Raw genomic sequence first — 23,311 nt, 5'->3', positions numbered from 1 at the left:
GGTAATCCCCCCATTTTTAGGGGCATTCAAAAGTAGAGGTCATGCGGCCTGTGCCAGACGCTGTTTCGGCGTGTAGCCACCCAGCGCCATATTGGGCCGCTCATGGTTATAAACCCACAGCCAGTTCGTGGCAAACTCCTGTAGTTCATTCAGTGACTCAAACAGGTAATGGCCCAGCCAGTCGTAGCGCACCGTGCGGTTAAAACGTTCGATGTAGGCATTCTGCTGCGGATTTCCTGGCTGGATATAGCCCAGGGTTATCCCCTCCTGTTTCGCCCATCGCTTGAGCTCTTCGCTGATGTATTCCGGGCCATTGTCACATCGGATAATGGCGGGCTTACCTCGCCACGTGATCACCTGCTCCAGCGCCCGTTTGACTCGTGAGGCGGGTAAGGAGAAATCCACCTCGATGCACAGCGCTTCACGATTGAAGTCATCGATCACATTAAACAGCCGCACCGAGCGGCCATCGCTGAGCTGGTCATGCATAAAGTCCATCGACCAGCACTGATTAGGCTGGTCGGGAACCGCCAACGGCTCTGGCTTAGCCCGAACCAACCGTTTCCTGGGTTTTATCCGCAGATTGAGCTCCAGCGCCCGATAGATCCGGTATACCCGTTTGTGATTCCAGCCAAAGCCTTGGACGTTGCGCAGGTACAAAAAGCATAACCCGAAGCCCCAGTTGCGCTGGCTGGCCGTGATACGTAGCAGCCAATCGGCAATTTCCTGGTTTTCATCGACCAGCACGGGCTGATAGCGATAGCAGCTTTCACTGACCTTGAAGATCCGGCAAGCCAGACGGATGGATATGGCGTAGTGAGTCACGGCTTTGGTCGCCATCTCCCGGCGGGCAGATGGCGTTACCACTTTTTTGCCATGGCCTCGGTGATGATCTCTGCCTTGAGGCGCTCCTCGGCGTACATCTTCTTGAGGCGGCGGTTTTCGTCCTCCAGCTCCTTGAGTCGAGCCATGAGGGAGGCATCCATCCCCCCGAATTTGGAACGCCACTTGTAGAAGGTGGTCGTGCTGATGCCATGCTCGCGGCAGAGCTCCGGGACGGGAGCTCCAGCCTCAGCTTGTTTGAGGATGGCGATGATCTGGGTATCGCTAAAGCGTGATGTTTTCATGTAGAACCTCCTGCGTTCAAGGTACGGGAAAATTCTACTTATGAGCACCCTGGTTTTTCGGGGGGATTACCCTGGCCCGGGAGGCGGAGGAGGGGATCCGCGCCCTGACCGAGGAGGACAGCGGCCGCCTGCGCTTCACCTGCCCGGTCAGCACGGGGGACCGCATGGTGAGCGAACTGCTCGCCCGTTTTGCCGAGCTCTGCCCCGGCGTCCAGGTCGAGCTCAACTTCACCAATGCCATGATCGACATGAGCCAGGGGGAGAATGACATCGCCCTGCGGGCCATGGAGCTGATCCCCGACAACCTGGTGGCCCTGCCGCTCGGCAGGCTCAAGGATGTGGTGGTGGCAAGCCCCGCCCTGCTGGCGCGGGAGGGGATCCCCGCCACTCCCTATGAGCTGGGGGGGCGCTCCTGCCTGCTGCAGGGCCACAACCCGGACTGGGAGCAGTGGCACTTTCGCCAGGGGGAGGAGGAGGCGCACATCCTGGTGCAGGGGCGAGTGCGGGCCAACCACTACAGCACCCTGCTGCAACTGGCCCGGGCGGGCATGGGCTTTGCCAAGTGTCCACTGATGCTGGTGGAGGCCAGCCTGGCCCGAGGGGAGCTGGTGGCCGTGCTGACGGAGTGGCAGACCGGACTGCACCCGATCCATGTGCTGCACGCCCAGCAGCGCCGGGTGCCGCGCAAGATCCGGCTGTTCAAGCAGGTGCTGGCCCAGTGGTTTGCCGAGCGGCCCCATTATCTGCTGGGGTGAGCCTGCATCCCGTTATTTTTCTGTCATCTGGGGCTGCTACCCTGCGCCCTTCATCGCGAAAGGAGAGTCAGGGAATGAAGCGTCATCAGGGTTGGGCAGGGGTTGCGCTGCTGTGCTGCGGCGGTGTGCAGGCCGAGGTCAGGGTCGAGGTGCCCCGGGATTTCCAGATCCTGGCGGTGAGCGCCGGCAAGGTGCAGGACGAGCAGCATGCCGTGCTGGCCGACGGGGAGCAGCAACTGCTGGTGCGCTACGAGGGGGTGATCCCGAGTCGCAACAGCAGCGACAACGATCGCCAGGTTCGCTCCGAGCCCCAGGTGCTTCGCTATGAGGCCCGCGGGCAGTCGGTGCGCCTGCAGGCTCCCGTGCCTGCGGACGAGGCCGGGATGGAACGCTACGCCAGGGCCCCTGTCCTGGGCCTGGTGGCGGGGGGGCAGCCCCTCGAGGTGCGCCAGGATACGCTGATGGTGCAGGGGATGCAGATCGGCATGGACTGGCATGCGAGGTTGATGGAGTACAACCGCAGCGAGGGGCCTGCCGTGCTTGCCGGTGCGGCGGATGTGACTGCGGCCGCCGTGGCGACGCCCCGGGCCTCCTCCGTGTCGGCCAGCGCCCTGGAAGAGCAGTTGCAGCAGCTTTTCCTGCAGGCGGACCCCGCGCTTCGCAAGCGCTTCATCGGTTGGGCCGTGCCGCGCCTTTAAGTTTGCTCCCCGTTGCAGTAACGTGGGCACATCTTTGATTCCCGATGTGCCCATGTTGATCAGCGAGGCCCCCATGTTTGAATTGCACCCCCGCCTTCAGGCGGATACCCGGATACTCGGGGATCTGCCCCTGTGCCGCGTCCTGCTGGCCAAAGACAGCCAGTATCCCTGGCTGATTCTGGTGCCCCGGGTCGCCAACCTGCGGGAGATCCATCATCTGGCCCCCGAGCAGCAACAGCAGTTGATGCAGGAGTCCTGCGCCGTCGCCACCCTGATGGAGCGGGCACTCGGCCCGGACAAGATCAACGTGGCGGCCCTCGGCAATCTGGTGCCTCAGCTGCACCTGCACCACGTGGCCCGCTTCAGCTTGGATGCGGCCTGGCCCGGTCCCATCTGGGGTGCCTGTCCCGCCATTCCCTATGAGGAGCAGGCCTTGCAAGGGGCGGCTGCCAGTTGGCAAACCCGTCTGGCTACCCTGGATGGATTTCAGCCATTTCTGACTGATAATCCAGTCAAGTGAGAGGTGGCTCGCGCTTTGGGCACCGGGATCACGCAATCTGTTAGCGTATCGCGTCGGTGCATGGTGACATGGGCGACACGAGTGACAGCCCCATTATTTCGATCAGCAGGAAGGTTCCATGATAGTGACAAGATCCGAGGATGATGCCGTATTGACCACAGAGGACGTACTGCTGAGCCTGTGCAATTCGGTGACGAGCGTATTGAGTGCGGCGACCCAGACCCAGGTGCGCTTCTCCGGCATGGTGCAGCGGATCAGCAAGACCTGCCTCAAGCCTGACATCGGCTGTTTCGTGCTGTTTGACGGCGGCTTCTCCGGGCTGGTGGTGATCAACTTCTCCGCCGCCGCGGCCATGGAGCTCTACCAGAGCTACATGCTGAGCATGGGGCTCTCCAAGGAGGATCTTGCCATCTCCCACACCTCGGACGAGGTGAGCAACGTCATGGGCGAGCTGATGAACCAGATCGTCGGCAGCTTCACCACCAAGGTGGGGCGCGAGCTGCAGACCCACATCACCCAGAACCAGCCCAAGATGCTGGCGCTCAACAAGCAGGTGATGCTGAGCGTCGACACCAACCTCGACAATCCCGAGACCCGCCGGGTGACCTTCTTCACCGCCAGCAACAACATCTTCTATCTGGAGCTGGCCATGGACAAGACGGAGTTTATCCGGATCCATGATGGCGGCGTGCAGGAGGAGGTGGATCCCGACGAGCTGATCGCTCAGGCCAAGCAGTCAGCCAAACCGGCACCGGCGGCCGCGCCGGCGAGCAACGAGCACGACGATCTGCTGGATTCCCTCGGCATCTGATGGTCGAGGGTTGTGCAAATGAAGAGGCCACCCCGGGGGTGGCCTCCTTGCTTGGTACGGGTCAGAAGTTGTAAAGCAGCCCGGTACTGAAGCGAAGCGCCTCGGCATCGTAGAAGTCGATGTCGGAGTCGGCGCTGGAGTAGGCCGCGGTGAAGGTGGCGGCAAGGGGTTTGATGCCGAACAGGTTGTGCCAGAAGAAGGTGCCATTGAGGGCGAACTCGCTGGCATCGGCGCGCTGGCCGAACAGGGGATTCGCCTCGTCATACTTGCGCTTGCCGGCGTAGAGGTTGCTCACGATGGACCACTGGGAGGCACGCTTGGCATAGGTCAGCTGCAGACCGGTGTTCTTGAAGCTCTCCGCACTCCCGTCCAAGCGGGCCTCCTTGTAGAGGAAGGCGGGCTCCAGCAACTGGTCGCCGCCGAAGTGGTACTGGTAGGAGAGTGCCAGGTCGTGGACCTTGCCATTGCGGCTCAGCATGGAGGCGTAGTGGGTGCCGTGGGTCAGGTCATATTGCTGGCCGCTGCGCTCCTCGTCGAGCTCCACTTCCCGGCTGGTCAGGGTGGCGTAGACGTTGCTGCCCCAGATCCTGTCCCAGGCAAAGCGCACCCCTTTCGAGGTGAGATCGGTGGCGCTGCGGTCCACGCCGGTGGCGAAGGGATCGCTCCACACTTCCACCGGCATGAGGTTGAACACCAGGGAGGTGGCGACGATACCCTTGTCGCCCATCTCCTGGCGCAGACCGAGTTGCTGGGTAAAGTCGAAGCGCACCGCGTCCTGGATGAGGTTGCCGAGGAAGACCTGGGTGCGGGTATCGGCGAAGGTGTAGCGGATATCGGCATTGAGCAGCGGGCTCAGACCGCTTTCGCGGCCGGGGGAGCCCAGATCATCGATACGGCTGTTGCTGTCGTCACCGGCATAGAAGTTGGACTTGTGGCTGCCGGCATTGACCCCGCCCAGCAGAAAACCGGACCAGCCGGTCTGGCGGGGGATCTCCCCCAGATCGGCGTGGGCGGTGGTGGCGACCAGCAGGCCAAGGCTCAACAGAACATGATTTCGCATCGGGTATGCTCCTGACATAACGAATGAGAAGGGTGACAGTGCGCCCCGGTATCCCGGTGGAACCGGTGCTGACTGAGGCATGGCAGGCATGCTACCCCAGCCGGAGTGTGACGTTAATCAATAATTGAATACGCGACGGACAAGAGTTCATGGCGCCGTACTGGTATCCTGTTTGCGCAAGAAAAGGGGAGAAAACAACGAGATGAAGCAGATCAAATCCTGGGCGCAATATTACGTCGACCTGATGACCAAGCTGGGACTGGTGCGCTTCAGCATGTTCCTGGCCACCGCCATCATAGTGCTGGCCGTGTCGATCCAGATGGGGGTGACCCTGTTTTTGCGCGGCACCGTGGACATCGTCGACCTGGTGCGCTCTGTCTTCTTCGGCCTGCTGGTGACCCCCTGGGCCGTCTATTTTCTCTCCATCGTGGTGGATCAGCTGGAGGACTCCCGCCAGCGGCTGACCCGGATGGTGCGCAAGTTGCAAGACATGCGCGAGCGGGATCTCGAGCTCAACAGCCAGTTGCAGGAGAACATCAGCCGGCTCAACGCCCAGATCGCCGAGACCAACCGGGCCGAGACCCTGCGCCAGCAAGCCATCGAGGATCTCGAAAACGAAGTGTTCCAGCGGGAGAAGGCCCAGCTGCATCTGGGGGAGCGTACCGCCCTCTTGCGCTCCTTCATCGACTGCTCCCCCGATCTGGTCTATTACCGCAACGAGGACGAGCAGTTCTCCGGTTGCAACCGCGCCATGGAGGAGCTCACCGGCAAGGTGGAAGCGGAACTCATCGGCCTGACCCCGTTCGATGTCTACAAGCACGACATCGCCAGCAAGGTGGTGGAGACCGACAAGCAGGTCTTCGCCCAGAACGAGCCGCTCACCTATGAGCAGTGGCTGGAGTATCCCGATGGCCGCAAGGCCTACTTCGAGCTGCGCAAGGTGCCCTTCTTCGACCGCTTCGGCAAGCGGCTCGGCCTGCTCGGCTTTGGTCGCGACATCACCGAGCGCAAGCAGTACCAGGACAAGCTGGAGAAGGCGAGTCGGGACAAGACCACCTTCATTTCCACCATCAGCCACGAGCTGCGCACCCCGCTCAATGGCATCGTCGGCTTAAGCCGGATGCTGATGGATACGCCCCTCGATGCCAGACAGCAGCAGCAGCTCAAGACCATCCACCTGAGCGCGGTGACGCTCGGCAACATCTTCAACGACATCATCGATCTGGACAAGCTCGACCGTCGTCGGCTGGAGATTGCGCCGGCTCCGCTGGATTTGCCCGCCTTCCTCGACGAGCTGGAGACGCTGTCGCGCATCCAGGCGGAGCAGAAGGGGCTCTACCTGCACTTCGACCGGGACGGCGACATGCCCCAGTTCGTGATGGCGGACGGCACCCGGCTGCGCCAGGTGCTGTGGAACCTGGTGGGCAATGCGGTCAAGTTCACCGATGAAGGGGGCGTCACCATACGCTGTCTCGCCCACGCCTCTGATGAACCGGGTAAGCTGGCGCTGCACTTCGAGGTGGAAGACACCGGGGTGGGTATTCCCCGCGCCCAGCAGGAGAAGATCTTCGCCATGTACTATCAGGTGCAGGGCAAGAAGCACGCCACCGGTACCGGCATCGGTCTTGCGGTCTCCCGCCAGCTGGTGCAGGCCATGGGCGGTCAACTCTATGTGGACAGCGACCCGGGCGAAGGCGCCTGCTTCACCGCCGAGCTGGAGGTGGACTGCGTCGAGCCCAAGGCCGCGGCCCCGGAGCCCGAGATGCCCTCCCTCGACATCCTGCTGGTGGAGGATGTGGAGCTGAACGTCACCGTGGCCTGCGCCCTGCTGAACAAGCTCGGCCATCAGGTCAAGGTGGCGCGGGATGGTGCAGAGGCGCTGGCCATGGCCAACCCGGATGATTTCGACTTGATCCTGCTCGACATCCAGCTGCCGGACATGACGGGGTTCGATGTGGCGGAGCAACTGCTCGCGCGCTACGGCGACAGCCTGCCCCCCATGGTGGCGCTCACCGCCAATGCCACCGGCGATCGCCAGTACTACCGGGATCACGGCATGCAGGATGTGATCAACAAGCCGCTGGGCTCCAAGGCGGTGCGGGAGGTGATAGGCCACCTGTTTGCGGATCTCGCCGGGGACGAGGCGGACGAGCAGGACGATGTCCACCATCAGGATGCCCTGCTGGATCTGCCCTTCCTCACCGATTACGCCAGCACGGTCGGCAAGCCGGTGCTGCTCTCCAGCGTCGAGCTGTTCGAGAAGATGATGCCGGACTACATGGCGGTGCTCGACTCCAACATGATTGCCAGGGATCAGGCCGGTGTGGTGGAGGAGGCCCACAAGATCAAGGGGGCGGCGGGCTCCATCGGCCTGCGCCGGTTGCAGCAGACGGCCCAGCTTATCCAGAGCCCGGATCACCCCGCCTGGTGGGAGAACGTGGAAGACTGGATTGAAACCCTGCGCCGGGAATACCCGGGTGACATCGCCCGCCTGCGGCGCTGGCTGCTCTCGTAGACACGACGCCTCAGGCAAGGAGCCGCGACATGTATGACCGTTTGATCCCCCCCGAGCGCATTCACCCCTGGGGAGACGAAGACCTGCTGGAGGCGACGGAGCAGGACCGCACCCGCATCGTGCAGGCGGCGCCGGTGCGTCGGTTGCAGCAGAAGACCCAGGTCTTCCCGCTCGATGTGAAAGCCTCGGTGCGCAGCCGTCTCACCCATTCGCTGGAGGTGCAGGAGACCGGTCGCCAGATCAGTCGCCGCATCCTGGCGGCGTTGCCGGCCGGAGTGGTGTGCGAGGGGGCCTTCATCAATCTGGTGGAGATGTCCTGCCTGTTGCACGATGTCGGCAACCCGCCGTTTGGCCATTTCGGCGAGCAGGTGATGAGTCAGTGGCTTGCCCAGGAGCTGGACGGCCTCTTCGCCCGTGCCCACGACCAGTTGCCGAGCCCCCAGTGGGCAACCCTTCGCCAGGATCTGCTGGTGTTTGACGGCAATGCCCAGAGCCTGCGACTGGTGCACAGCCTCCATGAGCTGAACCTCACCCTGGGGCAGTTGGCGGCGCTGTGCAAATACCCGCAGCAGCCCCTACCGGGATTGCACCATCCCCAGGGCTATGGTCAGCACCACGGCTGGACCAGCAAGCGCGGCATCTTCTTCAGCGAACAACCCCTCTATCGTGCCCTCGGCCAGAGCCTGGGGCTGGCCGAGGGGTGCCGTCATCCGCTGGTCTACATCATGGAGGCGGCGGACGACATCTCTTACTGCATCGCCGATCTCGAGGATGCGGTGGACAGGCGCATCCTCACCCAGAGCGAGCTGCTGACAGCCCTGCGCGAGGCGGACGAGGGCGGTTACATGGCCGACCTGCTCGATGAGGCGCTTGCCTCCGGTTGGGGGTTCTTCCCCCATTTTCGCCAGCATCTGACCCGGGATCTGGTGGCGCTGGCCGCCCATACCTATGTGGCCGAGCACGATCAGATCCTGAGCGGGGCCTATCCCCAGGCGCTGCTGCACGGCCAGGCTCCGGCAGCCCGGGTACTCGATACCCTCAAGCGGGTGGCTCGCGAGCTGGTGTTCATGCGCCCGGAGGTGGAGGCGCTGGAGCTGGAAGGCTATGCCGCCCTGCGCGGGGTGCTCTCCACCTACGCCTGCCTGCTGGCCCTGCCCGCCAGCCAGTTCGAGCGGCTGCTCGCAGGCAACGGCGGGAGCGAGCTCTTCTTTGCCCGGCGGCTGTTCCACCGCCTCTCTGCCCGCCACCTCAAGGCGTACCGGCTGGCGGTGGCGAGCCGGGATCCCCGTTTCGAAAAGGAGAGCGAGCAGGAGTGGTACTACCGGGTGCGGCTGCTGCTCGATTATGTGAGCGGCATGACGGATACCTATGCGCTGGAGGAGTTCCGGCTGTTGTCAGGAATTTGATTGAATCTCTTTTTGGCCGCATTCCACCCATATGGGTGGGAGAGATATTGCGTAAAATTCGGTGTTTTTTTACACTGCGGCAACTTGTTCAACTTTCACACGGTAAGGAGACGACCATGCAACATTCCATGTTCAACGTTGCGTTCGATCGCTGCTCTGGCAGCGCGAAGACTCGTGCTCTTTATTTGCCGCGTGGAGGGGACAGGTAACACCTGCTTTTTTCATCACCCGCGGTTGTCCCGCAGGGTGATCACCTCTCTCCGGGGGAACCGCACGTTCAACTGGAGAATATTATGTCTATCGAACTCGCCCTGCTGCGCCACGTAGAGACCCTGGTTCAAAAAAGGATCACCCGGCTGGAGCGTCGCGTCAGCTACCTGCACCTTTCGCCTGCCCTGCTCAAAGACATCGGGCTGGAAGGCAAGGAAGTGCAGATCGCCCACATCCGTGAGCGGGAGTTTCAAACCGGTTTCCGGCTCGGGAACCGAATAACCTGATGGGAGGGGGCATGGCCCCCGACCTGGTGGATGGCAGGCCTGGGCCTGCCATTTTTCTTTCCTGATGAGCATTGTCTCAATTTAGTTGTCGCACATTGCGCCAAACACTCTATGATCCCCCTCCGTTTCGTATGGGAGTTGATAATGTTCCGCCGCTGCTGTCGTCTCATCCTGCTATGTGGTCTGGCTTTCTGGAGCCTGATGGTTGCGGCTGCGCCGGCGCAACTGGACCAGAGCAACTTCACCCTGGACGAACTGCACTGGCTTGCCACCCATGATGAACTGGTCGTCGGCATGCCTTCGGCGGCCTGGCCACCCTATGTCTATACCGATGGGCGCGGCAATTTCACCGGCCCCCTGGATGAGTTCGCCTCCCAGATTGCCGCCAGGCTGGGGGTGAGCCTTCGCTACCGTGCCTACGTCAACAATGCGGCGGTCCAGCAGGCCTTGCTGGATGGCAAGGTCGACATGTTGATCGGGGTGGCACCGAGCCCGACCCGCACCTTGCAGATGCAATTTACCTCCGAGCTGATGGCACTGCCCCGCGCCGTGCTGCTGACGGGGGGGCGGGAGAGCCTCTCCCTGGAGGAGGCCTATGGGGTGCGCTGGGTCTGCGTCTTCGGTGTCAGCGCCTGCGATGAGCTGCTGCGCCTGGGGATCTCGAACCTGATCACGGCCGACAGCCGGGACGAGGCGATCTTCATGCTCAAGGAGGGCAAGGCGGATGCCTACCTGGCCGAACTGCCCATGCTGAACAGGCTGCAAGCCATGGCGGGCATGGCGCTGGCCAGGATCGACTGGATGAGGGATACCTCCCTCGCCATGGCCGTGGCGCCCAGGAATGATGTCTTGCAGGGACTGCTGGAGCGGGCCCTTGAGGATATCTCTCCCCTCGAGCGTCGCGCCATTCTGGAGGCGGGGGACATCCTCGACTATGCCCTGGTGAAAAGGAGCAGGGAGATCGTCTTCAATCCGCAGGAGCAGGCGTGGTTGCAAGCACATCCGGTCATCCGCTACGGGGTTGCCCCGGATTGGCCCGGGATGAGCGAGGTGGACGACAGGGGGCGGCTCAAGGGGCTCATTGCCGATCTGCTGACACTGATGGGCCAGCGTGCCGGGCTCCAGTTCACCCTGGTGCCGACCCGGAGCTGGGCCCAGAGCATGGCGCTCTTCCAGGATCGCAAGCTGGATCTCATCCCGGCCATGACTCCCACCGCGGAGCGTCAGCAGTTTGCCCGCTTTACCCCCAACTACGCGTCGATCAACCGGGTGGTCGTGGCGAGGCAGGGGATGGCCGAGCTCACCGCCGCCAGGGCACTGAAAGGGCACAGGGTGGGCATGGTAGGGGGCTCGGTGGAGCAGGTCTTGCTGAACGAGGTGGGGGCCATCGCCATGCCGGTGGCCAGCGATGCCGAATTGCTGCCCCTGCTTGACCAGCAGAAGGTCGACTATGTGCTGATGAGCACCACCACCCTGGAGCAGTCGCTGCAAAAGGGATTCAGCGACCGCTACCAGGTGGTCTTCTCCGGCAGCGACCTGCGGGTACCCATCGCCATGGCGACCCAGTTGCAGGACCCCATGCTGCAGCAGATCCTCACCAAGGTGCTGATCGCCATTCCCCCCGACGAACTCTCCGCCCTGGAGAAAAAGTGGCTCTCCCTGACCATACAGACGGGACTGGATCCGAAGACGGTGCTGCTCTGGTCCTCCCTCGGCGGCGGCATCTTCCTGCTCTGCCTCTTGCTGTTCATGGGCTGGAACCGGACGTTGCGCCGCCAGATCAGCCAGCGGCGGGAGGCTGAGCGGCGGCTCGAGGAGCAGCTGGTGTTTGTCCAGATGATGCTGGATGCCCTGCCCAACCAGGTGGTGCTGACCAACGAGCGCTATGAAGTGGCAATGACGAACCGGGCGTATCGGCAGATGTTTCTCGGCGGGGAGAACTTGACGGGCTCCTATGAGCGGTTGCTCCAGGATCGATTGCCCGAGTCGATCCGCACCAGGGTGATGGAGGAGGATGCCAGCGTCTGGGAGAGCGGAGAGGAGCTTCATGGCCGGGGCGAGATCCGGTTTGATGACGATCGCCTGCACCAGATGATCTACACCAAGCGGCTCTTTGCGGGGCCCGATGACAAGCGGCTCGGGATCCTGACCGTGCTGACCGACGTGACCGAGCTGGAGCAGGCGCGGTTTGCGGCCCAGGAGGCGCAGACCCGGCTGACCCAGATCACCGACAGCATGCCGGGTCTGGTCTATCAGTATCACTGGCTTGGGCCGGGCAAGGGGCACTTCCTCTACACCTCGCAAGGGGTCAGGGAGATGGTGGGGGTCGAAGAGGAGCAGGCCGGCATGGCGGTCACCGGTGCCTCCATCCTGGGGCTGACAGGCAAGGCGCACCAGGACTTCGTGGCCACGGTGGATCGTCATGCCCTGAGCATGCAGCCGCTGGATCTCGAGGTGGAGATCCGGCGTCAGGGGGAGGCGGGCTATTTGCAGATCCGTGGTCACTTCGTTCACCAGGAGGGGCTTGAAGGGGTCATATTGAACGGCGTGGTGCAGGACATCACCAAGCTCAAGCGCCAGGAGCTGGAACTGCGCCAGGCCAGGCGGGTGGCGGAGGAGGCGACCCAGGCGCGCAGCCGCTTCCTCGCCACCATGAGTCATGAGCTTCGCACTCCCATCTCCGGCATGCACGGCATGCTGGAGCTGCTGCAAATGAGCGCGCTGGACGACGATCAGCGCTACATGTTGCGCAATATCTCGACCTCCACCAACCACCTGCTCTATCTGGTGAACGACATCCTGGACTTCTCCAAGATGGAAGCCGGGCAGTTGCAACTGCACCCCCATCACTGCCGCCTGACCTCGGTGATTTGCGATGTCATCCGGGGACATGCGGCCCTGGCCTATGGCAAGGGGCTCAACGTGACGCTGCGGTGGGGGAAGACGGTGCCGGATCTGGCCTGCATCGACGGGATAAGGGTGGGGCAGGTGATCTCCAATCTGTTGAACAACGCGGTGAAGTTCACCGAGGCAGGGGCGATCGCCATCCAGGTGGATTATGAAGACGACCGGCTGGCCTTCCGGGTCCGGGATACCGGGATCGGCATCGCCCTGGAGCAGCAGCGCACCCTCTTCATCCCCTTCAAGCAGGTGGAGTCCGACACCAATCGCCGGTTTGGCGGCACCGGGCTTGGGCTTGCCATCTGTCATCAACTCACCCAGAAAATGGGGGGGAGCCTGACCCTGGAGAGTACCCCCGGAATGGGCACCTGCGTGACCTTCACGCTGCCCCTGGCCGAGTGCCAGTGGGAAGCGCCGCCCCTGACCGGTCAGGTATGGTGGTGGTTTGGGGAGGATGAGGGGCTGGAATCAGTGATGGCCAGGCTGGGCGCCAGACTGGTACGCATGGAGGCACACCATTGGCAGCAGCCCCTTGAGGGGCATCTGCTGGCGCAGGAGAATCACCTGGAGCAGGCCCTTGGCAGTGACTGGCTGGCCTGTTTGCAGCGTTCGAACCTCAAGGGCATAGTACTCTCTCCCCATGAGGCCCTGCGGGGACGCATGGGGGGCGACGCCTGGTGGCGACTGGGACAATCGCCTCTCTACCCCGATCTGTTGCTGGAAACCTGCCGGTCACTGTTCAACCAGCAGGCGAGCCAGTCGATGGGGATGGAGGGGGAGAAGCTCAGGGGGCGGGTGCTGGTGGCAGATGATCACCCCGTCAACCGGGCATTGCTGACGAGGCAGCTCGCTATCCTGGGGCTCGAATCCGAGGTAGTGGAAGATGGCGAGGAGGCGCTGCGCGCCTGGCAGGGACAGGACTTCGCCCTGCTGCTGACCGACTGCCACATGCCGGTGATGGATGGCTATGCCCTCACGCGAGCCTTGCGGGATGCCGGGGACAGTGCTCCCATTATCGGGGTGACGGCCGATACCTCTGAGGAGGCGAGCCAACAGATGCGTGATGCCGGCATGAACGACATGCTGTTCAAGCCCTACAGCCTGGATGCCCTGAGCCAGACCCTGGGGCGCTGGTTGCCGACTCAGGAAGAACAGCTCGCCTCGGAGGCGCCCCGGCAAGCCAGGGTTCAGCTGCCAGGCATAAGCTGGTTGACTCTGTTCGGGGATGAGGCGGTGGCTCGCAGCATGGCCAGCGAATACCTGGACGCCAACGAGCAGGATGGCGAGGACATGAGGCTGGCGCTGGCCAGCCAGGATACCCAGGCGCTGGTGGAGACGGCACATCGCATCAAGGGGGCCGCGCGCATGGTAGGACAGCAGGCATTGGCAGAGGAGGCGGCCCGGCTGGAGGCGGCGGCCAGATTGAAACAACTGGACAAGCTCGATGACCTGGCCAGGGAGGTACAGGCATTGATGGACTCTATCAGAGGTGAAACGGGGTTATGGCTCGATGAATAGCGCACGGCATGAGTTGGCGATCATGGTGGTGGAGGATCACAACTTCCAGCGCAAGGCCCTGATGCACCAGATCCGCGGACTGGGCTACGGCAACCTGCTGGAGGCGCAGGACGGGGAGGAGGCGCTGGCACAGTGCCAGCACCACAGGGTCGACATCCTGTTCTGCGATCTGCGCATGCCCGGCATGGATGGCATGGCGCTGCTGCGCCGCCTCTCCCTTGGCGGGTTCCGCGGCGGCATTGTGCTGTGCAGCGCCCTGGAGGATGACGTGGTCGATGCCGTGCTGCGCATGAGCCGGGCCTATGGCCTGCAGGTGCTGGGGCGCATCGAGAAACCCGCGTCTCCCCAGCAGATCGCGCAGCTCATCGGTGCCTGGCGGCCCCAGCAGGTGCGCAGCCAGGAAGAGGATGGTTATCACCTGACCCTGGATGAGCTGCGCCGGGCGCTGGATCAGGACCAGTTGCTGCCCTGGTATCAACCCAAGGTGGGTTTTCACAACGGGGAGTGGCTCGGCATGGAGGCGCTTGCCCGCTGGCAACACCCCGAATATGGCCTGATCTCGCCGGCTCGTTTCATCCCGCTGGCGGAGCACAACGGGCTCATCGACCCGCTCACCGAGGTGATCATCGGCAAGGCGCTGCGGGACGGCCACCTGTGGGAGAAGACCGGGCTCTCCCTGAACCTGTCGATGAACCTCTCCACCACCTCCCTCATCGAGGGGGATCTGTGCAACACCCTGCTCAGCCACTGCCAGCGCTGGAGCATCAACCCCGAGCTCATCACCCTCGAAGTGACCGAGAGCGCCTTCGTCAAGGATCTCGGCAAGTCGCTGGAGGTGCTGACCCGCTTGCGGATGCACGGTTTTGGTCTCTCCATCGATGATTTCGGGACCGGCTACTCCTCCATGCAGCAGCTCGCCCTGCTCCCCTTTACCGAGTTGAAACTGGACAGATCCTTCGTGGATCGCTGCTATGAAGATCCCTCTCGCCTAGCCATCATCGAGTCCAGCATCGAGCTGGCTCGCAAGTTGGGCTTGAAATCGGTGGCCGAGGGGGTCGAAGATGAGGCGACCTGGCAATTGCTGGCGAAGCTGGGGTGCGATCAATGCCAGGGCTTCTTCTCCGCCCGTCCCATGCCCCGCGAGGAGCTGATGGGATGGCATCAGGGTTGGCAGGCTCGTTTGCCCGCGCTCATCAGACGCTAATCCCGGGCAGGATGCCCGACGAATTCCAAGGATGGCCATGAAAATATCAAGCAAGTTGTTGTTGAGCTTCTGTTTTATCAACCTGCTCATCATTCTCTCCTCCGCCCTTGTCTATCATCAGCTCGGCCGGATCGAAGGCTCGCAAGATGCCTTGCTGGCCCAGGCCCTGCCCGCCCTGCAGCGGGACGAGGCGAGCCAGAAAGCCCTGATTGCCACCGTTTCATCCCTGCGGGCCTATCTCATCCTCGGCAAGGATCCGGCACAGGGTGATCGCATCAAGCAGGAGTGGGAAGAGGCCTGGCACGCCATCGAGCGCCAGCGTTTCACCCCCGACCTGACCCGGGCACTCAAGGATTTCAAGGGGGCGCAGTCACAGGTGTGGGCCCTGGCTCACACCGAAGAGAACCTGCCCGCCCACACCCTGATGCTGCTGGAGGCCGGCCCCCTGGCGGAGTCGGCCCTCGATCAGTTGCAGTCTTTTGCCAATGAAGAGGTGGCGACGCCCCAGGCGACGTTGCCCGGTGACAGGCGCCTGCTGCTCAAGCAGGTGGGGGATGCCTACAACAGCCTGGGCAATGCGCTCTCTGCCCTGCGGGATTTCCTCATCTCGGGGGAGAAGGAGTACCTGGACAAGTATCGGGACTACTACCAGTTCCACCAGCAGCGGGTGGCCGAGCTGAAACAGCAAGAGGCCAACTTCACCGAGGCACAAAAGGGGCTCTGGACGCTTTTTGAAGAGATGTCAGCCCCCTTTGCAGAGCTGGTCGGTCAGGTGATCGAGAAGCGCCAGGCCCCGGACTGGGACAGGGCCAACCACCTGATGGCTACCGAGATAGAGCCCGCCCTGACCCGGCTGGCGGATCAGCTGGCGACCCAGGTGACCCATACCCGTGCCGAGGTGGACAAGATGGCGGGGGAGATGGCGGCCGCCAGTCAGACCATTCACCGCACCCTGCTGCTCGCCACCACCAGCGTCATCCTGCTGGGCACCCTGGTGGCCCTGCTGTTCAGCCGGCGCCTGACCCGGGACATCGCCAGCCTGGTGAAACGGGCGGGCCTGGTGGCCGATGGCCGCCTCCCCGTCACCCCCTTGCCCGTGCTTCGTCAGGATGAGCTGGGAGGGCTCACGGGCTCCATCAACCGGATGTCGGCACAGTTGCGCGAGCTGGTGGGGGAGATCCAGGGGGCGGTCGGTCAGGTGGAAGGGGCTGGCCGCGAGGTGGGCCAGACCACCAATGCCATCGTGGATGATCTGGCAAGCCAGAATCAGCGGCTCGATGCGGTGGCAGCCGCCATCGAGCAGATGTCGGTCAGTACCCGGGATGTGGCGGGCAACATTGCGGACGCGGCGGGAGCGGCTCGCCAGACCGAGCAACAGGCAAGGGAGGGAGAGCAGGCCCTCGCCCGCATGGGGACCACCATGGCGCAGATTGGTGCCATGATTGCCCAGGCAAACCAGGCGATGACGCAGCTCAGCAGCCAGAGCGAGCAAGTGGGGAGGGTCACCGAAGTGATCGCCACCATCGCCGAGCAGACCAATCTGCTGGCACTCAATGCGGCCATCGAGGCGGCGCGGGCCGGTGAGCAGGGACGGGGATTTGCCGTGGTGGCCGATGAAGTGAGGCAGTTGGCCAGCCGCACCAGCGCATCGACCATGGAGATCAACCAGACCATTGCCAGCATCCAGCAGCAGACCCGGGAGACCGCGGATACCGTGGGCAGCGGCACCCTGCTGGTGGAGCAGGGGCGCGGTGCCGTGGCCTCGGTGACCGAGACTCTGGAGTCGATGGCGACGCTGGTGCAGGATCTCAGCGGCCAGCTTGCCGCCATCGCCACCGCCACCGAGCAGCAGTCAAGGGCGGCGCAGGAGGTGGCGGGCACGGTGGAGGAGATTGCCGGGCTCAGCCATCAGTCCAGCGAGCATGGCCAGCAGGGGGAGCAGATCGCCGCCCGCCTGACCCGGGAGACGGGGAGACTGACATCGGCCATCAGCCGCTTCGAACTGGATGCCTGACGCAAGGGAGAGAAAAACGGGGCAGACCTCTGGGTCTGCCCCGTTTTTTTCGGCCCGAAAACCTGGTGGTGGAAGGATGCACGCCGCAGGTGCGGTCCTGACCGTTCGGAAGCTGGGGGATGGTGTCTTGTGTACTGCCCTGTGGCTCTTTCTGCCGGCAGGACGGGTCACTCCAGGCGGCGGAAGGCCTGGTTTTCGAAGCTGCTGCAGGTCTCCTGGTTGAGCAGGTTGACCAGCAGGATGGCCCGCTTTTCGCCATCCGGTTCCAGATAGATGGCTTCAAACCCGGCGAGGGGGCCGGATTCGATAAGTACCTTGTCTCCCTGGGTCGGCAGACGGGCATAGCTGGCGCGCGCCTCGTCGCTGTCGTCCCGGCTCATGAGCCGGTAGATCAGCTGGCTGCTGACGGGGGTCCACTCCTTGCCGAAGTGGATGATGCGACTGATGCCCCGGGTCGATTTCAGGGTGACCGGGGTGACCTCTTCCAGATCCACGTAGATGAAGAGGTAGTTGGGGAACATGGGCTCGCGCTGGGGCACGCGCTTGCCTCGCCGCAGTTTTTCAATCTCGACCATGGGGTAATAGGATTCAACGCCCTGGGCTGCCAGATGGGCGCGGGCGCGGGCCTCTTCCTTGGGTTTGCAGTAGGCCAGATACCAATTCTTCATTGTTGTTCTGTTTTTCGTGTTGCCGTGCTTCTGGCTATGATAACGGGGGTAAAAAAAAAGGCCACGCTTGACATGGCCTTTTTTCCAGAGTGAGTGATTACCAACCTTTTACCAGACCGCCCTTGAACAGCTCGGTCCCCTTCTTGAAGACCTCGTCGGTCTGGAAGGACTGGACGAACTCCTTGACCTTCTCGTCGTCCTTGTTGTTCTCGCGAGCAACGATCAGGTTGACGTAGGGGGACTCCTTGTCTTCGACAAACAGGCCGTTCTCGGTCGGGGTCAGACCAATCTGACCGGCGAAGGTGTTGTTGATGATGGCCAGGTCCACGTCTTCCAGGGAGCGCGGCAGTTGTGCGGCTTCCAGCTCGACGATCTTGAAGTTGCGCGGGTTGCTGGCGATGTCCAGTACGGTCGCTTCCAGACCGGCACCCTCTTTCAGCTTCAGCAGGCCCTGCTTCTCCAGCAGGATCAGGGAACGACCCAGGTTGGTCGGATCGTTCGGCACCGCGATCTGGGCACCGTCTTTCAGCTCGGACAGGACCTTGACCTTCTTGGAGTAACCGGCGATCGGGTAGACGAAGGTGTTGCCGACCGGCACCAGCTTGAAGCCGCGATCACGGATCTGGGCATCCAGGTAGGGTTTGTGCTGGAAGGCGTTGACGTCGACGCTGCCGTCGTTCAGGGCCACGTTCGGGGTGACGTAGTCGGAGAAGGTGACCACTTCGACGGTCAGGCCGTATTTTTCCTTGGCCACCTTGGCCGCGGTCTCAACCAGCTCGGTCTCGGGACCGGCGATGGCGCCCACCTTCAGGGTCTTGTTCTCTTCCTTCTGGCCGCAGCCGACCAGTACCAGGGTTGCCAGCAGCGCAGCTGCTGCGGATTTGATGCCCAATTTCATAAAAACCTCCTGTCAGAAATCGACGATTAACGATGATCACATTGTTTGACCAGGCGCTCACCCGCGCTCTGGATGAGTTGAACCAGCACCACCAGAATGACCACGGTGACCAGCATGACGGTGGGATCGAAACGCTGGTAGCCGTAGCGAATACCCACATCACCGAGACCACCGCCTCCGATGGCACCTGCCATGGCGGAGTAGTTCACCAGGGTGACGAGGGTGATGATGACGCTGTTGAGGATCCCCGGCAGGGCCTCGGGCAGCAGCACCTTGGCGATGATTTGCAGGGGCTTGGCCCCCATGGCCTTGGCCGCTTCCAGCAGGCCGTCAGGCACCTCCATCAGAGCCCCTTCCACCAGGCGGGCGATGAAGGGAATGCAGCCCACGGTCAGCGGCACGATGGCGGCGATGGTGCCGATGCTGGTGCCGACGATGAAGCGGGTCAACGGAATGATGGCGACCAGCAGAATGATGAAGGGCACCGAGCGACCGACGTTGACGATGACGCCCAGGACCTTGTTGAGCAGCGGATTGGCCAGGATCTGGCCCGCCTTGGTCACGTGCAGCGCCACGCCGAGCGGCAGGCCGAGCAGGCAGCCGAACAGGGCGGAGGCAAACACCATGATGAGGGTGTCGCCCAGAGCCGAAATCAGCAGATTAATCATTGCTTCGGACATAACCCATTACCTCCAGCTGAATGTGGTTGTCGATGAGGAACTGCTGGGTGGCCTCGCACTGGGCCTCGTCCCCGAACAGTTCCGCCAGCAGGAAGCCGAACTTGACGCCACCGGCGTATTCGATGTCTGCGCTCAGGATGCTGATGTCGATGTTGAAACGGCGGCTCGCCTCGGAAATCAGCGGCGAATCCACCGTGGTCCCGGTAAAGCCGAGCTTCACCAGGGGATAGCTGCCGGGCACCCGGTCGCTACTCATCCGATCCTGATACTCCTGGGGCACTTCCAGGTGGATGGTGGAGTGGATGAAATCCCGGGCCAGCTGGGTCTTGGCATTGCTGAAGAACCAGGCCACTTCCCCCTGTTCGATGAGACGGCCGTCGCTGATGATGGCCACTTCGTCGCAGATCCCCTTCACCACGTCCATCTCGTGGGTGATGAGCAGGATGGTGAGCCCCAGCTTGACGTTGATCTCCTTGAGCAGGGTCAGGATCGAGCGGGTGGTCTGGGGGTCGAGGGCCGAGGTGGCCTCGTCACACAGCAGGACCTTGGGAGCCGGTGCCAGGGCACGGGCGATGGCGACGCGCTGCTTCTGGCCGCCGGAGAGCTCGGACGGATAGGCGTGGGCACGGGCTTCCAGCCCGACCAGGGCCAGCAGTTCGCTGACCCGGCTCTGGATCTTGTCCTTGCTCCAGCCCGCCAGCTCCAGCGGGAAGGCGATGTTGGCGGAGACGGTGCGAGAGGCCAGCAGGTTGAAGTGCTGGAAGATCATGCCGATCTGGCGGCGAGCTTGAGTCAGATCCCGCTCGCTGAGGGCGACCAGGTCCTGGCCATCGACGATGACCTGCCCCTCGGTGGGGCGCTCCAGCAGGTTGACGCAGCGGATGAGGGTACTCTTGCCGGCACCGGAGGCACCGATCACCCCGAAGATCTTGCCTTGGGGCACATGCAGGCTCACGTCACGCAGGGCGTGCACGGCATCACTGCCTTTACCGTAGACTTTGTTGAGACCGATCAACTTAATCATGGATTCTTCCGTGCTAACAGCCTTAAAGCACAGGGCGCTACAGGCGGGTAAATTGGGCAGAGGTTTCACTGGGTAGCTCTGTCATCATGGAGGATGATGCTAAGATGTCCGGATGGCTGTGTCAACGCATGTTTTTACGTCTAGACGTCTAAAAAATGGATAAGGATTCCCGCCATTTGACTATGGTGTGGAGGTATCACCACCAGTATCAATATTAGATTCCGATTTGATGACTCTAGTCCGAATATAAGCTGGTAAATATCTCTTATGTCGTCGATTTGATGCCTCCCCTTCGGACAAGGTGCCCGGTCGTCCGGGCAGCATCGCTGCCGGTTTCCCCTTCCTCCTGCCGTCTCTTTTTCTGTTTTCTTTTCCATCTCCTTGATGCAGAACAATAAATGACCAGTTCGTGGCCGTGTCGACATGCCAGCTCCCTATACTGGCTGCAGGTGGATGCCAGGAGGGAGGCGAGATGCGATTCCAACAGATCAAGGACCTGATGCTCTATCTCGAGGAGCTTCATCATCGGCAAGGGCACATTTACGGGCGCCAGATCCCCCGGGTGGATGCTGAGCGCAGCAGGATGTTGCTGGCCTATCTGCAAGGGCGGGAGGATGCCGCGGCGGCTCATCTGCACGATTATCGCGAGCAGATGGGAAGCGCGGTGAAGGAGACCTGGCTGGATCAGGGATTTGGCGAGGATCTGCTGGCCGAGGGGGATCGTCTGGCGCTGCCCGCCACAACCCAGCCCGCGGAGATAGTGGCCCTGGTGTCACGCCAGGAGGAGAGGCTCATCGGCGAGCTGGAACGTCTGGCCCGGGAGTGCCCCACGCCCGACACGGCGGCGCTGCTGAAAGCCCTGGCCTCCATGGCCCAATCCCGCCTGACCCGTCTGGTACACGGTGCTCATCGCCTCGACGATCTCTGAGCCCGAATGAGAGAGACCCGGCACGGGCCGGGTCTTCTGATGTTGCTGGCGGTCAGCTCCCTTGCCGGGCCGCGCCATAGAGGGCGGCGCCTATGATGCCGGCCTGGTTGAGGTTCGCGGCCGCCACCAGGGGAGCCCGGGTCTCAATCTTGTCGATGAACTTGTCGAGCTTGGCGGCGCTGCCGCCCCCCAGGATGAAGAGGTCGGGGGAGAACAGAAACTCCAGGCGAGCCAGGTATTTGTTGAAACGTTTGCCCCAGCGGCCCCAGGAAAGATCCTCGCGCTTGCGCACCGCATCGGAGCAATAGTGTTCGGCCACCATGCCTTCCAGCATCAGGTGACCCAGTTCGGTATTGGGCAGCAACTGGCCATTGACGAAGACGGCGGTACCGATGCCGGTGCCGACGGTGATGAGAATGATGACCCCCTGGCGATCCTGCCCGGTGCCAAAGCGCATCTCCGCCAGACCGGCCGCATCGGCGTCGTTCAGGACATGGCAGGGCAGGCCGGTCACATCGGCAAACAGGTGGGCGGCATCGGTCTCAATCCAGCTCTTGTCGATGTTGGAGGCATTCTTGGCGATGCCGTTGTGGATGGTGGCGGGAAAACCGCACCCCACGGGCCCCTTCCATTGGAAGTGCTCGACCAGCGCCTTGAGGGTGTGTGCCACGGCGGCCGGGGTTGCCGGTTGCGGTGTGGCGATGCGGTGGCGTTCGCCAATCAGCTCCCCGGTTTCGGTGTCGACCAGGCAGCCCTTGATCCCGGACCCCCCAATATCTACTCCCAGCATCTGCATCAGAATCTTCCTTTTATTGTGCCGATGTTCAATGGTCGGCAGAGCATGAAAAAATGGCTGCGATCCGGCAAGTGCCAGATCACTTATGCGTGATCCGGCAGACCTTTTTCGATGCAGCGGATCAGCAATCGCGTCTTTTTATTCTCTTCCTGCTGACGCCTGGCCAGGGTCGCCAGCGCCCACTCGATATGCTCGGCTACCATGGGCGCCGCCTCAGGCAACGCCTGTTGCAGGGCGGCCAGGACCTCGCTGCTGGCCGGTCCGTTGCCAAGGGCCACCGCCAGGTTGCGGCGCCAGCGCTGATAGCCGATGCGGCGGATGGGGCTGCCTTCCGTGTGCTTGAGAAACTCGGCCTCGCTCCAGCCCCACAAGGTCAAGAGGGGCGGGCGGTGCAGATTGGGGCGCGGACTGAAATCGGGCTCCGGGCTGGCATCGGCATAGCGGTTCCAGGGGCAGATGAGCTGGCAGTCGTCACAGCCATAGATGCGATTGCCCATGAGCGGCCTGAACTCCTCGGGAATGGGGCCGTCATTCTCGATGGTGAGATAGGAGATGCAGCGCCGTCCGTCTACCACATAGGGGGCGATGATGGCACCGGTGGGGCAGATATTGATGCAGGCCACGCACTTGCCACACAGCTCCTTCTCCACCGGGGCATCCACGGGAAGCGGCAGGGCGATGAGCAATTCTCCCAGAAAGAAGAAGGAGCCGGCGGACTCGTTGATCAGCAGCGAGTGCTTTCCCACCCAGCCAAGGCCGGCCTTGGCCGCCAGCGGCCTTTCCAGAATAGGGGCCGAGTCGACAAAGGGGCGCCACTCGCCCAGGGTTTGTCCCGTCGCCTGCAACAGGGTTTCGCACCGCATCTCGATGCGCTCCCCCAACTGTTTGAGCCGGTTGCGCAGCACCTTGTGGTAGTCGCGGCCGAGGGCATAGCGGCTGATGTAGCCGAGGGTGGGATCGCGCAGGGTGGCGGCAAAGCCCGCCTCGAACGGGAGGTAGTTCATCCGCACCGAGATGACCCGCAAGGTACCCGGCAACAGCTCGTGGGGGCGGGCCCTCATCATGCCGTGGCGCGCCATGTAGTCCATGGTGCCGTGATAACCGGCATCCAGCCAGGCCTGCAACCTTGGCTCTTCCAAGGTGAGGTCGGTGTCGGTGATGCCGACCTGGTCAAATCCTAGCTCCCTTGCCCAGAGCTTGATATCGTGGGCCAGTTGCGCAAGTTCGGCAGCCGTCATGCAGCATCTCCCCTCTGCCTGCAGGAGTATGGCAGGCGCAGGGCGTCAATATG

The 23,311-nt window shown here is 62.7% G+C and carries 18 protein-coding genes and 1 pseudogene; 11 read left to right on the top strand and 8 right to left on the bottom strand.

Annotation, left to right across the window (positions count from 1 at the left end; translation table 11 throughout):
* Positions 1 to 39: 39 nt before the first annotated feature.
* A protein-coding gene (locus AB5Y70_RS10970) for an IS3-like element ISKpn10 family transposase (RefSeq protein ID WP_099368947.1) occupies positions 40 to 1,127 on the bottom strand; the annotation gives its coding sequence in 2 pieces (ribosomal slippage) (positions 40 to 875 and positions 875 to 1,127; 1,089 coding nt in all).
* A 71-nt stretch (positions 1,128 to 1,198) separates the two neighbouring features.
* Here AB5Y70_RS10970 and AB5Y70_RS10965 point away from each other — a divergent pair.
* From AB5Y70_RS10965 to AB5Y70_RS10950, 4 genes and pseudogenes are all read left to right on the top strand, one after another.
* Positions 1,199 to 1,882, top strand: a pseudogene (locus AB5Y70_RS10965) (substrate binding domain-containing protein); the annotation flags it as partial.
* A 74-nt stretch (positions 1,883 to 1,956) separates the two neighbouring features.
* Entirely contained in the window at positions 1,957 to 2,580 is a 624-nt protein-coding gene (locus tag AB5Y70_RS10960) for a DUF2057 domain-containing protein (RefSeq protein ID WP_279988799.1), read from the top strand.
* A 73-nt stretch (positions 2,581 to 2,653) separates the two neighbouring features.
* Positions 2,654 to 3,100, top strand: coding sequence for an HIT domain-containing protein (locus AB5Y70_RS10955; protein ID WP_103244730.1), 447 nt, complete (start codon positions 2,654 to 2,656; stop codon positions 3,098 to 3,100).
* A 118-nt stretch (positions 3,101 to 3,218) separates the two neighbouring features.
* Complete coding sequence (locus tag AB5Y70_RS10950) at positions 3,219 to 3,911, top strand: DUF3334 family protein (protein WP_029313837.1); 693 nt, start codon at positions 3,219 to 3,221, stop codon at positions 3,909 to 3,911.
* Between the two features lie 61 nt (positions 3,912 to 3,972).
* On the opposite strand, the gene AB5Y70_RS10945 is transcribed toward AB5Y70_RS10950, so the two are convergent.
* Positions 3,973 to 4,971, bottom strand: a complete 999-nt coding sequence (locus AB5Y70_RS10945; RefSeq protein ID WP_039040951.1) for a DUF2860 family protein — start codon at positions 4,969 to 4,971, stop codon at positions 3,973 to 3,975.
* 202 nt (positions 4,972 to 5,173) lie between these two features.
* On the opposite strand from AB5Y70_RS10945, the gene arcB reads away from it, so the two are divergent.
* From arcB to AB5Y70_RS10915, 6 genes are all read left to right on the top strand, one after another.
* Positions 5,174 to 7,486, top strand: coding sequence for an aerobic respiration two-component sensor histidine kinase ArcB (gene arcB / locus AB5Y70_RS10940; RefSeq protein WP_052815934.1), 2,313 nt, complete (start codon positions 5,174 to 5,176; stop codon positions 7,484 to 7,486).
* Between the two features lie 29 nt (positions 7,487 to 7,515).
* Positions 7,516 to 8,892 carry a dGTPase gene (dgt, locus tag AB5Y70_RS10935; protein WP_368175999.1) on the top strand — a complete coding sequence of 459 codons (1,377 nt, stop codon included), beginning with the start codon at positions 7,516 to 7,518 and terminating at the stop codon, positions 8,890 to 8,892.
* A 293-nt stretch (positions 8,893 to 9,185) separates the two neighbouring features.
* On the top strand, positions 9,186 to 9,389 hold the full coding sequence (locus AB5Y70_RS10930; protein WP_041211124.1) for a hypothetical protein: 204 nt from the start codon (positions 9,186 to 9,188) through the stop codon (positions 9,387 to 9,389).
* Positions 9,390 to 9,533: 144 nt separating this feature from the next.
* A complete protein-coding gene (locus AB5Y70_RS10925; RefSeq protein ID WP_368175998.1) occupies positions 9,534 to 13,808 on the top strand; it encodes a transporter substrate-binding domain-containing protein in 4,275 nt (1,424 codons plus the stop codon).
* The gene (locus AB5Y70_RS10920; RefSeq protein ID WP_041214588.1) at positions 13,801 to 15,012 is read left to right on the top strand and encodes an EAL domain-containing protein; all 1,212 of its coding nucleotides are present in this window, start codon (positions 13,801 to 13,803) and stop codon (positions 15,010 to 15,012) included. Before AB5Y70_RS10925 ends, AB5Y70_RS10920 begins: the two co-directional genes overlap by 8 nt.
* A gap of 37 nt (positions 15,013 to 15,049) precedes the next feature.
* Positions 15,050 to 17,026: a methyl-accepting chemotaxis protein gene (locus tag AB5Y70_RS10915; protein WP_043152548.1), complete on the top strand. Its 1,977-nt coding sequence runs from the start codon at positions 15,050 to 15,052 to the stop codon at positions 17,024 to 17,026.
* Positions 17,027 to 17,193: 167 nt separating this feature from the next.
* On the opposite strand, the gene rfaH is transcribed toward AB5Y70_RS10915, so the two are convergent.
* From rfaH to metN, 4 genes are all read right to left on the bottom strand, one after another.
* The gene (gene rfaH / locus AB5Y70_RS10910) at positions 17,194 to 17,694 is read right to left on the bottom strand and encodes a transcription/translation regulatory transformer protein RfaH (protein ID WP_279988804.1); all 501 of its coding nucleotides are present in this window, start codon (positions 17,692 to 17,694) and stop codon (positions 17,194 to 17,196) included.
* A 97-nt stretch (positions 17,695 to 17,791) separates the two neighbouring features.
* A complete protein-coding gene (metQ, locus tag AB5Y70_RS10905; RefSeq protein ID WP_279988805.1) occupies positions 17,792 to 18,592 on the bottom strand; it encodes a methionine ABC transporter substrate-binding lipoprotein MetQ in 801 nt (266 codons plus the stop codon).
* Between the two features lie 26 nt (positions 18,593 to 18,618).
* Positions 18,619 to 19,272 (bottom strand): methionine ABC transporter permease, encoded by a 654-nt coding sequence (locus tag AB5Y70_RS10900; protein WP_029313844.1) that lies wholly within the window; start codon positions 19,270 to 19,272, stop codon positions 18,619 to 18,621.
* Positions 19,253 to 20,296 (bottom strand): methionine ABC transporter ATP-binding protein MetN, encoded by a 1,044-nt coding sequence (gene metN / locus AB5Y70_RS10895; protein ID WP_039040957.1) that lies wholly within the window; start codon positions 20,294 to 20,296, stop codon positions 19,253 to 19,255. Before metN ends, AB5Y70_RS10900 begins: the two co-directional genes overlap by 20 nt.
* Before the next feature lie 472 nt (positions 20,297 to 20,768).
* On the opposite strand from metN, the gene AB5Y70_RS10890 reads away from it, so the two are divergent.
* The gene (locus AB5Y70_RS10890) at positions 20,769 to 21,224 is read left to right on the top strand and encodes a hypothetical protein (protein WP_010673186.1); all 456 of its coding nucleotides are present in this window, start codon (positions 20,769 to 20,771) and stop codon (positions 21,222 to 21,224) included.
* Between the two features lie 52 nt (positions 21,225 to 21,276).
* Here AB5Y70_RS10890 and ppgK read toward each other — a convergent pair whose 3' ends face one another.
* Positions 21,277 to 22,020, bottom strand: coding sequence for a polyphosphate--glucose phosphotransferase (gene ppgK, locus AB5Y70_RS10885; protein WP_042016688.1), 744 nt, complete (start codon positions 22,018 to 22,020; stop codon positions 21,277 to 21,279).
* 83 nt (positions 22,021 to 22,103) lie between these two features.
* Positions 22,104 to 23,258, bottom strand: coding sequence for a tRNA epoxyqueuosine(34) reductase QueG (gene queG / locus AB5Y70_RS10880; RefSeq protein WP_167825222.1), 1,155 nt, complete (start codon positions 23,256 to 23,258; stop codon positions 22,104 to 22,106).
* Positions 23,259 to 23,311 lie beyond the last annotated feature (53 nt).

The organism is Aeromonas sp. s1(2024), from assembly GCF_040908005.1.
GTDB lineage: Bacteria > Pseudomonadota > Gammaproteobacteria > Enterobacterales > Aeromonadaceae > Aeromonas > Aeromonas caviae.
Note: the sequence above shows the minus strand (reverse complement) of the source record. Positions and strands in the feature narration are given on the sequence as shown.